The sequence below is a fragment of the Mesorhizobium sp. B2-7-1 genome (assembly GCF_006440735.1).
Taxonomy (GTDB): domain Bacteria; phylum Pseudomonadota; class Alphaproteobacteria; order Rhizobiales; family Rhizobiaceae; genus Mesorhizobium.
Map to the genome: position 1 here is coordinate 1 of NZ_VFUA01000167.1, position 9,422 is coordinate 9,422.

Here is a 9,422-nt window from a genome sequence, read left to right on the forward strand (position 1 = left end):
GTGGTCACCACGGTCGCGGCGCTCTATTTCGGGCGCGAGGTGTTCCTGCCGATCGCCGTTGCGCTGCTCCTGACCTTCGCCATCGCCCCCGTCGTGTCCTGGCTGAAGCGCCTGGGCATCCCGCGCATCGCGGCGGTCATCGCCAGCGTTGCCGGCGCGTTCGCCGCGCTGTCGCTGTTCTCCTTCGTCGTCGCCACCCAGGTCAGCGATCTCGCGCAGAACATCCCCGTCTACCAGATCAACATCCTGACCAAGGTCCGCGCGCTCAAGGAAAACGGCCTCGGCGGCGGCATCATCTCGCGCCTCAGCGGCGTCATCGAGCGTGTCGGCCAGGAGATCGACCGCCAGGAGCCGCAGTTGCCTTCGGCCGCCGAGGCGCCGAAGCGCGAGCCGATTCCGGTCGAGGTCGTCTCGCATGAAAAGCCGCTCGAGGTGCTGCAGAACCTGGTCGGCCCGCTGATCAGCCCGCTCAGTTCCGCCGGCCTCGTCATCATCGTCGTCATCTTCATGCTGATGGAGCGCGAGGACCTGCGCGACCGCTTCATCCGGCTGGTCGGCTATGGCGACCTCCACCGCACCACGCAGGCGCTGCAGGATGCCGGCAAGCGCGTCGGCCAGTATCTGCTGATGCAGTTGGTGGTCAACGCCATCTATGCCGTCCCCATCACCATAGGGCTCTGGGTGCTGGGCATCCCCAACGCGCTGCTCTGGGGCCTGCTGGCGCTGGCGCTGCGGTTCGTTCCCTATATCGGGCCGATCGTCGGCGCGCTGCTGCCACTGTTCCTCGCTTTGGCCGTGGCGCCCGGCTGGTCGCTGCTGTTGTGGACCGCCGCGCTTTTCATCGTCGTGGAGCTCGTCACCGGCAATGTCATCGAACCGTGGCTCTACGGCTCGCATACCGGGCTCTCGCCTTTGGCCATCATCGTGGCGGCGATCTTCTGGACCTGGCTTTGGGGGCCGATCGGCCTGGTGCTGTCGACGCCGCTCACCGTTTGCCTTGTGGTGCTCGGCCGGCATGTGCCGCAGTTCGAATTCCTCGATGTCCTGTTCGGCAACGAACCGATGCTGGAGCCGCATGCCAGACTCTACCAGCGGCTGCTGGCCGGCGATCCGGAAGAGGCGACCGACCACGCCGAGGAGATGCTGGAAGACAAGTACCTGTTCGAATTCTACGGCAAGGTGGCGATCCCGGCTCTGCTGCTTGGCGAGCAGGACCGCGAGCGCGGCGTCATGGACGCCGAGCAGCGCAGGCAGGTCGCCGACAGCGCCATGACGCTCGTCGCCAATCTCGACGACAGCGCCCAGCAGGAGGCCGAGGAGGAAGAGGACCAGGAGGCCGCCAAGGCGGAGGAAGGCAAATCCTCGGAAAAGAGCGCCGCCGAAGAACCGGAGGACAAGTCCGGCGAAGCCGACGATGAGGAGATCGACCTGCCGGACGGTTCAGGCATTGCCGTGCTTTGCGCCGGCGGGCGCGGCGAGCTCGACGATGCCGCCGCAGCCATGTTGGCACAGGTGCTGGAGGTGCAAGGCGCCGAAGCGACGCGCGCGAGCTTCGCGGATCTCGAGCCCTCCGCAATCCGGCGCCTCGATCTCGCGGCGATCGACAGCGTCGTCATCGGCTTCCTCAACCGCCAGTCCACCCAGCACGCGCGCTTCACGGTGCGCAGGTTGAAGCGCATCAAGCCAAGGCTGCGCGTCGGCATCGTGCTCTGGTCGGAAGTCGGCAACGACGACGCCCAGGCGGCGGTAGACCTCGCCGCCTCCATGAACGCCGACTTCACCGCCTTCGGCATGGTCGACGCCGTGACCGGCGCGCTCTCCAACAAGGCGGCGGTCACGTTGAAAGCCGCCCACCGCCGCCGACCGCCGTCGCGGCGGAAGCAATTGCAGGCCGCGCAGTGAAGGCGGGGCGCACGCCAGTCGGCATGACAGTGAAGAAAGAAAACTCGCCGGGCCTGACCCTGATGCCCAAAGCCCACAGGCCCGGCGAGATTTAAGACCTGATCCCCCGATCAGGACCGGCGGGAGGACACCGGCAATCTCTTTATAGCAAGGCGGATGCCAGTCCCGAAACGGGACAGCGATGCTCAATGCCGCAAACTCTGCGCGATGTCTGTTAAGCGTTGCTGATATGCCACGGCCTATCGCCTCGGCCAGCTATGGATTCCGGCATTGGCCGGAAAACGGAAAGCCCGCCATCCGGTGAAGGCCGGAGGCATCCGTCGCCACTTCGCCTCGCTTTGTCGCATCGCCGCGTGCACTGCATGCCGCCATCGGCTATCCCATCCTCAGCCAATTCCGGCGAACCCAGGAGCCCACCGATGACCAGACCCACCATTCTCAAATTCGGCGCCGTCGAGCATGCCGAAGGCGGCGACCTGCCGGGCTGGATCGCGGTCGAGGGCTCGCCGACCATGCAGACGGCCGTGCAGCACACCACCGAGGACGGCAAGGTGATGTCCGGCACCTGGCGCGCCTCGCCCGGCACCTATCACGCTACCTACACCGACTATGAATTCGTCCACATGATCGCCGGCCGCATCATCATCACCCCTGATGGTGGCCAGCCGGTCGAGGTCGGCCCCGGCGATGCCTTCGTGGTCGAGGCGGATTTCAAGGGGACGTGGAAGATCCTCGAGCCGGTGACCAAGCATTTCGTCGTCGTGGCGGGGTGAGGGCGCGGACGCCGGAACTGCTGATCTCCCCCACAAGGGGGGAGATTGGCAGCTTCAGCGTCCCACTTTCGAAATCACCTTTTTCTCCACCTCCGGCTCCAGCGATTCCGCGAAGGGCGTCGCCATATGGTGCTGGTCGCGGAAGGCGAGCTTGCCGTCGATGAAGACATGGCAAATGGTGGCGCTGCAGAAGCGGTCGGTGAGGTCGACATAAGCGGCATTGGGGATGCTGTCGACGATGTCTCGCTCCACCGCCGCCATCGCGTCGTTGGCGGCGTAGGCGCGCGTCTGGTCGCAGCGCGAGGGCGTTTCGCCTCGCCACAGCGCCCGCGCCACGCAGGTGTCGACATTGGCGTTGTTGAACGGCACGTCGCGGATGAAGGCGACCTTGAGCCCGGCCTTGCTCAGGCTGGTGAGCGTCGAGCGTAGGCCGGTCCGCCAGTCGGCATCCTGGTTTGCGGGGTCGCCGCCGCGGCCCGCCATCTTGCGCCCGCTGGTCAGCGCCAGTTCCGAGATGACCACGAGCGCCGGTCTCGCCTGGATGATCTCGGTGATCGCCTGCTCGCGCCAGCGGTCGCATTCCGCATAGGGGCGCTTGAGCTCGGACGACCAGACGCTGATGCGCGAGGCGCGGCAGGAGTTCTTCAACCAGGTCACCACCCGGTAGCCGTTCTTCTTGCCAGCCTCGATCAGCGGCGTCGACCAATGGTCGGCATGGGAATCACCGAACAGGGCGATGAGGCGCCGGCCGTCGCCGAACACGCAAGGGGTCGGCGTCACGCTCTGGTAGTCCTGCACGCAGCCGGCCTTGGCGCGGGCCGTGGACGGTTCGGCAGCACTTGCGGCGATGATGCGCTGTTCCGGATCGAGGTCGTGCACGGCAAGCCTGGCATTGCCATAGGCGGCTGCGACGCCGGTGCCGGTCAGGAGGAGGGCCGGCACCAGCGCCCGCGCCGCACTGGCCATCAGCCAGCCATTGCGACGGATCGGGTTCTCGATGAGGTGGTAGCTGAAGCTGGACAGCGCCAGCGTCAGGGCAAGGCAGAAGAGCCGCTCGACCGGCGTCAGCTCCGGCGCCAGCATGCCGGCATAGACGATGACCGGCCAATGCCAGAGATAGATCGAATAGGAGAGCTTGCCGATCCATTGCAAAGGCGGCAGCGCCAGGGCGGCTTTCACCCAATTCCGTCCGGAATTGTGTGAATGAGGAGTGCCGTCCCTGGCGCCGGCCGCTCCCGCCTTGAGCAGAAGGACTGTGCCGGCCACCGGCAGAAGCGCCAGAAAGCCGGGGAAGGGAGCGTCCTCGCTGAAGGTGAGATAAGCGACCCCGATCATCGTCAGGCCGGCCAGGCTCAACGCCCGCCCCAGCAGCGGGCGCTCCTGCAACAGCCGCGCCGGCACCATCGATGCGAGGCCGCCGGCGGCAAATTCCCATGCGCGCAGCGGCGAAAAGTAGAAGGCCCAAGGCTGCGAGACGCTCGTCAGCCAGGCGCAGAGGATGAAGGAAACGAGGCCAACAATGCCGATGGCAACAATGATGGCGCGCTTGCCTGGTTTCATCCACGCGGCCAGCATCAGCAGCGCCGGCCAGGCAAGATAGAACTGCTCCTCGACCGACAGCGACCAGTAGTGGATGAACGGGTTGCTCGTGGCGTCATTGGCGAAATAGTCGAACGACCAGCGGATCAGCCACAGATTGATCATATAGGCCGAGGCGAACATCGCGCCCTTGGAATAGAGCGCCTGCTCCTCCGGCGACAAGATGATCGCGCCCGCGGCAAGCGTTGCGGCGATGACGAAAAGCGCGGCCGGCAACAGGCGCCGCGCGCGCCGGGCATAGAAACGCAACAGATCAAGTCGGCCGGTGTCGGAGATCTCGGCGACCAGATGGCGGGTGATCAGATAACCCGAGATGACGAAGAAGATGTCGACCCCGGCAAAGCCGCCGGGCAGCGCGGTCAGGCCGAAATGGAAGGCGACCACGCCCGCCACGGCCAGCGCCCGTAACCCTTCTATGTCGGGTCGGAAATCCTGCGCCGATGCTGACACGAATACGAACCTCGCAATGGTCGTTCGTATCCCGCCCGCGGTAAAGCCTCGGCCCTATGGGATGATATCGCAATGCAACAAATCTAACGCGGTGCAACATAAGGGGAGATAGGCCATCGCAGAGCCTCGGCCCGCTATCAGGCCTTCTTCAGGAACTCCGTCTTCAGCACCAGACCCTTGACCTGCTTGGTGTTGCATTCGATCTCGCCGGGATTGCCGTTTAGCTGGATGTTCTTCACCAGCGTGCCGCGCTTGATCGTTTCCGATGTGCCCTTGACCTTGAGGTCCTGGATGAGGGTCACGGAGTCGTCATCTTTCAGCGGCGTGCCGTTGCTGTCTTTTACGATAGGGTCGGTCATGGCGGGTCTTTCATTGGTTGGATGGCCTGCGCCCGCGTATCGCGCCGACCACGGCCTGGTTAAGCGGGCTGGAAACCTGGGGGATGCTCACCGCCCAAGCATCACCTCGGCCTCGATCTCGACCGGGAAATTCAAAGGCAGGGCGGCGACGCCGATGGCCGTGCGGGCATGGCGGCCGATTTCCGGTCCGAAGACTTCGAGGATGAGGTCCGAAAAGCCGTTCATCACCGCCGGCGTCTCGGTGAAGCGCAATGCCGAATTGACCATGCCGTGCACGCGGCACCAGCCGGTGATCCGGTCGAGACTGCCGAGCTCGCGTTTCAGGCTGCCGAGCATCGACAGCCCGACTTTGCGGGCCGAGCCCCGCGCCTCTTCAAGCGACACGTTCTCGCCGACGGCACCGAACGGCCCGGCGAGAGCGCCGTCCGGCTCCTGCGGCCCGTGGCCGGAGATATAGGCGCGGTCGCCGCGCACATTCACCCAGGGAAAGGGCAGCACCATGCCCGGCGGCAGTTTCAAGGGCGGCGGCAGCACGATGCCGAGCACGGCTAGCTTTTCGTCGGCACCCGGCATGGCATGGCCTTCCTTCTCGCACCGCGCCATTGCGGCGCCGCGGCCGAGCTTTTCGGTTCGCTGGGCATTCGTCAAGAATGGCTTGAAGAAGAATGATCTGGGGTGACCGGCCGCAAGCCTGACCCGCGCGGACCATGGCGTTGCGATCCGCGCGGGCGGCGCCGCCCCGCCGACGGCGCCAAGCCCCCAGCCCTCAGGCTGGCCGGGCGGCTGTTGGTTCGGCCGTCCGGCCGCCGCTTTTTCCTCGCCGATCGGGATGGTGAACCGGCTATGGGCCCCCCGGAATGGCTACCTTTTGTCTTACGCGGTTCCGGACCAAAACCGCCGAGCACGTCTCCCGGAATTGATCTAGAAATGAAGGTCCAGCGGCTGCGGATAGGCTTGGCCCGGTTCGGCGTCCTTCGACAGCAGGCCCGCCGAAGGCACGATGCCGCCGGTGGCCGTCTGATCGAGCAGCGGCCGGCTCTTCTCGGTGCCGGTCTTTGCCTCGGTCGGGGGGATTTTCGTTTTGGCTTCGGCGGCTTGCGACAGTGCAAGCGCCATAACAAGCGCGGATAGAAGGATTTTCATGACAGCTCCCCTGAATTGGCCCCGAAGCCACCCTAGCGCTGCATGTCTCATCGCAAAGACCACGCGCGCGGAACGCTGTGGAATTCTTTGGAATTCCAGTAACATTAGTAGATGAAAATAAAGCACCGACGGGGTGGAGACTGTTTGCCGGCGTGCTAGCCAGAAGCGTCGGAGAAGCTTGGCGATTCCCGCCGGAACGCTGAAACACTTAGGCGGCGAAGAAACATCGGGGAATTCGTGGCATGGCGCAGCACATCGCGCAGAAACTGAGGCTGACATCGGCCGTGCTGGGAACGGTGACCCGCAAGGACCTGGCGGCGGCGTTCCGCGCCATCAACCCGAAGACGGCGTTCGATCTCGGCCGCGCCGACAAATGGCTGCAGGGCCGCGCGCGGCCGCGACAGATGAGCGTCTATGACGACTGGGCGAAGCTGCTTGAACTGGAGCAGCAGCCCGGCGCCTGGATCGCCGAGAGCGAGCTGCCGGCCTTCACCGCGGCGATCGCAGCCCGCCACGGCATCGACAGCGCCGAGTTGGAGCGACGCGCCGGCTTGCAGTTCGATGCCTCTTCGCACGATGAGCGCGGCGTCGGCTCCGGGCTTGCCGCGACCTATGCATGCTATTCGCGCGCCTGGTCGCCTTATTATCGCGGCCAGCTGATCAAGGGCCGCCTGTCGATCGAGGCCGGACCGGGCGTGCACGGGCTGACGGCTACCTATGGCGAGACCTTGCCGACGGGGCACTTGCAGCTCGTCGGCCCGGTGATGCCGGCAAAGCGCGGTCTCTACCTGCATCTCAAGGATATCGGCGGCGACACGCAGTTCTTCCTGTGCCTGTTCCCGCAGACACAGCCGGTCAGCGTGCTCGGCGGCTATATGTGCGGCTCGGCTGTCATCGGCCCCGAAGCGCAGCCGTCGCTGACCCGGATCCTACTGGTGCGGCTGCGCGATGCGGCATCCGGCGCCGGGACATGGGGCGGATATCTACCGGCCGGCGGTTCGATCGCCGCCGACCTGGCAAGCCTCGGCATCGGCCTGGATCACCCGGAAGCGATCGACCGCCAGCTCGATCAATTCCTCGACGCCTTCAGCGACGACGGCGCTATCCAGATCCCGCCGGCCGAGTTCCGAGCCATCCTCGACGTATTCGACCGCCATTGGCTGCAGCATGCCGGCTAACCCCGGACCATCGCAAAGTCGAGCGTTATCGCCATCGCCCTCCCTTCAAATTTCAAGCCTTAACATCAACTTACAGATACGCCGGCTGGCGCGCTCATCGGCTCGCCGGCAGGTTGTTTGGCGGCCAAATTTTCCTCTGTGCCAAATTTCGTCTGCGCTTGACGCGGCGGGCACCGGGCATATGTTGCCCTCCTGTGTTCGTCGTCGACCGGGTCGAGACAGCCGATGAAGAAGCCATATTGCAAACCGACGCTTGCCAGACGTGACAGGCTTTCGGCGGTGACCGCCGCCTTGCCATCCTCCGGCTTCACGTTCTGAATCCCCAGGGCCGGGATTGAGAGGCGCGCGCCAGCGGTTTTGAAGCGAGCGATTTGAAGCTGGAAGCCTGACCGGCCAGGAGCGGGCGGTACACCGCGCAGGTGCCCGCCCGTCCGGCGCCGCCGCCAAGCTGCTGAAACCCCGTCCGTCCCCAACAGCAACGGTCATGGCGTGACCAGTCGTTGCGGAGTGCCATTGGCGCGGGGGCCTGTCAACGCCGCCGGCGAGCGCCCCGAGAGCGCCTTCTTAGCCGCCTTTTCGCGCCCGAAGCACGCCTTGCAGCCATGCTGGGGGCCCGTCAAGAAGCCCCGAAATGGCGGATTTCCGGGTTTTTCGAGGGCCGGCGAGCCGCGCCGCACATATATGCCTATCCGCTTGAATAAGCTGATTTTTCGCCGGCCGGCCTGTCCCTTCGACCCCGACTTTTTTTGGGCGCAATTCGGCAGTGCAACATCGGCGCCCGGCGACGATGGATTCCCTCTAAAGCATGTCTCCCGAAAGTGGGAACCGGTTTCGGGATGAAGACATCCGTAAAATCAAAACCCTAAAGCGCATGGAGCGAATCTGAAAGATCGCAACGCGCTTTAGAAAGCGGCGTCGGTCGCATCTGTGAGCCGTTTCATGATCCGCTCATGAAAGACGTGATAGAATGTTGCCAGCGAATGGGGGGAAGTTGCGATGGCCAATCGGTTGTTCGAGGTTCTTGCCAGACGGCGGTCATGGCTGGACCGGGTTGCGTTGGGGCTGCTTGTCTTCCTGGCGACCCTGGTCGCCGCCCTGATGGGTGGCGCCAGCACCTGAAGCAATTGCAGGAAAAGTGCGTAGCGGTTTTCCGTCCGGAATTGCGGCCACCAAGAAGCAATTCCAGGAAAAGTGCGTAGCGTTCAAAGCCGACGGATCGGCTATTTCCTTTGTCCGATTGCCTTGAATTCGAAGATGGTGGGCCTGAGTCTGACCGGCCTCGGCCGCTCGGTGAGGTCGACCACCCGGACCCACCTGTCGGCGCCGGCGCGCAACGTCACTTTCTGGCCAAGCGCCCTCTCAGCCGCTTCGAAAGGCGTCTTTGCTTCGGCCGCATGGACCGCGACTATGGTTTCGCCGTCTATTTCCTCGACGCGATAGGTTTTCATGCGCGCCTCCGGGGGCGTCGCTTTACGTTTCTCGCGCGGGCGTCTTTATATTAGAAATTGCAAATAAAAGGCAAGGCTCCAGTCTCAGGCGCGTGACGTGGGGTGGACAGGCTCAGTCCTGCAGAACAGAGGGCGCGCTGTAGCCGCGCAGCCCGGTTCCGTTGCAAGCCTGGCAGCAGACCCGTTGTCCCGGGCAATTGTCGCGCAACGCGCCGGAGGGGCAGCATGTGCCGTTCGAGGCCACCCGTTTCTCGCACTCGAACACCTTGCCGGCGCCAAGGCACCGAGGGCAGGCGAACTTCCTGAATTCGCTCAAGCGAGCCTCCCGCTGTTTCCCAGGCGCCCGGCAACGCGCTGACTGCGCCGCGGGTTCCATGACAGACACGGTTTGTCCTGCGTACGATAATATACGTTAGCAATATCTAATATTATAGGGATATCGCCCGCAACGCGCGGTTGGTTCCGCGGTGTCGCGACGGCGTATCAGGATGTGGTGTCCAGCCGATAGATGGGTAACAGTTTGAACCGGATACATGGGTTACAGTTTTCCCCCTGAGTTGCTGTCCGCCG

General features: G+C 64.4%; 10 protein-coding genes. 4 read left to right on the top strand and 6 right to left on the bottom strand.

What is annotated here, in order from left to right; genetic code table 11:
* Positions 1-1,902: AI-2E family transporter (locus tag FJ471_RS33170; RefSeq protein WP_140810001.1), on the top strand; the 1,902-nt coding region annotated here is incomplete at its 5' end.
* Between the two features lie 419 nt (positions 1,903-2,321).
* Positions 2,322-2,675, top strand: a complete 354-nt coding sequence (locus FJ471_RS33175; RefSeq protein ID WP_140810009.1) for a cupin domain-containing protein — start codon at positions 2,322-2,324, stop codon at positions 2,673-2,675.
* A 54-nt stretch (positions 2,676-2,729) separates the two neighbouring features.
* Here FJ471_RS33175 and FJ471_RS33180 read toward each other — a convergent pair whose 3' ends face one another.
* The 4 genes from FJ471_RS33180 to FJ471_RS33195 form a co-directional block, all read right to left on the bottom strand.
* Positions 2,730-4,724 carry an acyltransferase family protein gene (locus FJ471_RS33180; protein WP_140810019.1) on the bottom strand — a complete coding sequence of 665 codons (1,995 nt, stop codon included), beginning with the start codon at positions 4,722-4,724 and terminating at the stop codon, positions 2,730-2,732.
* 137 nt (positions 4,725-4,861) lie between these two features.
* Positions 4,862-5,083 (bottom strand): alkylphosphonate utilization protein, encoded by a 222-nt coding sequence (locus tag FJ471_RS33185; protein WP_140810027.1) that lies wholly within the window; start codon positions 5,081-5,083, stop codon positions 4,862-4,864.
* Positions 5,084-5,170: 87 nt separating this feature from the next.
* A complete protein-coding gene (locus FJ471_RS33190) occupies positions 5,171-5,656 on the bottom strand; it encodes a RidA family protein (RefSeq protein WP_140810034.1) in 486 nt (161 codons plus the stop codon).
* A 348-nt stretch (positions 5,657-6,004) separates the two neighbouring features.
* Positions 6,005-6,226 carry a hypothetical protein gene (locus tag FJ471_RS33195; protein WP_140810040.1) on the bottom strand — a complete coding sequence of 74 codons (222 nt, stop codon included), beginning with the start codon at positions 6,224-6,226 and terminating at the stop codon, positions 6,005-6,007.
* Between the two features lie 242 nt (positions 6,227-6,468).
* On the opposite strand from FJ471_RS33195, the gene FJ471_RS33200 reads away from it, so the two are divergent.
* Entirely contained in the window at positions 6,469-7,404 is a 936-nt protein-coding gene (locus FJ471_RS33200) for a hypothetical protein (protein ID WP_140810055.1), read from the top strand.
* A 65-nt stretch (positions 7,405-7,469) separates the two neighbouring features.
* On the opposite strand, the gene FJ471_RS35025 is transcribed toward FJ471_RS33200, so the two are convergent.
* Positions 7,470-7,715 (bottom strand): hypothetical protein, encoded by a 246-nt coding sequence (locus FJ471_RS35025; protein ID WP_181179928.1) that lies wholly within the window; start codon positions 7,713-7,715, stop codon positions 7,470-7,472.
* A 685-nt stretch (positions 7,716-8,400) separates the two neighbouring features.
* On the opposite strand from FJ471_RS35025, the gene FJ471_RS35625 reads away from it, so the two are divergent.
* On the top strand, positions 8,401-8,523 hold the full coding sequence (locus tag FJ471_RS35625) for a hypothetical protein (protein WP_263497842.1): 123 nt from the start codon (positions 8,401-8,403) through the stop codon (positions 8,521-8,523).
* 101 nt (positions 8,524-8,624) lie between these two features.
* Here FJ471_RS35625 and FJ471_RS33210 read toward each other — a convergent pair whose 3' ends face one another.
* Positions 8,625-8,852 (bottom strand): hypothetical protein, encoded by a 228-nt coding sequence (locus FJ471_RS33210; RefSeq protein WP_140810070.1) that lies wholly within the window; start codon positions 8,850-8,852, stop codon positions 8,625-8,627.
* Positions 8,853-9,422: the final 570 nt, after the last annotated feature.

What these genes read in the sequence shown, in the direction of transcription:
- FJ471_RS33175 (WP_140810009.1), top strand. Translation starts at nt 2,322, where the DNA reads ATGACCAGACCCACCATTCTCAAATTCGGCGCCGTCGAGCATGCCGAA.
- FJ471_RS33185 (WP_140810027.1), bottom strand. Translation starts at nt 5,083, where the DNA reads ATGACCGACCCTATCGTAAAAGACAGCAACGGCACGCCGCTGAAAGAT.
- FJ471_RS33190 (WP_140810034.1), bottom strand. Translation starts at nt 5,656, where the DNA reads ATGCCGGGTGCCGACGAAAAGCTAGCCGTGCTCGGCATCGTGCTGCCG.
- FJ471_RS33195 (WP_140810040.1), bottom strand. Translation starts at nt 6,226, where the DNA reads ATGAAAATCCTTCTATCCGCGCTTGTTATGGCGCTTGCACTGTCGCAA.
- FJ471_RS33200 (WP_140810055.1), top strand. Translation starts at nt 6,469, where the DNA reads ATGGCGCAGCACATCGCGCAGAAACTGAGGCTGACATCGGCCGTGCTG.
- FJ471_RS35625 (WP_263497842.1), top strand. Translation starts at nt 8,401, where the DNA reads ATGGCCAATCGGTTGTTCGAGGTTCTTGCCAGACGGCGGTCATGGCTG.
- FJ471_RS33210 (WP_140810070.1), bottom strand. Translation starts at nt 8,852, where the DNA reads ATGAAAACCTATCGCGTCGAGGAAATAGACGGCGAAACCATAGTCGCG.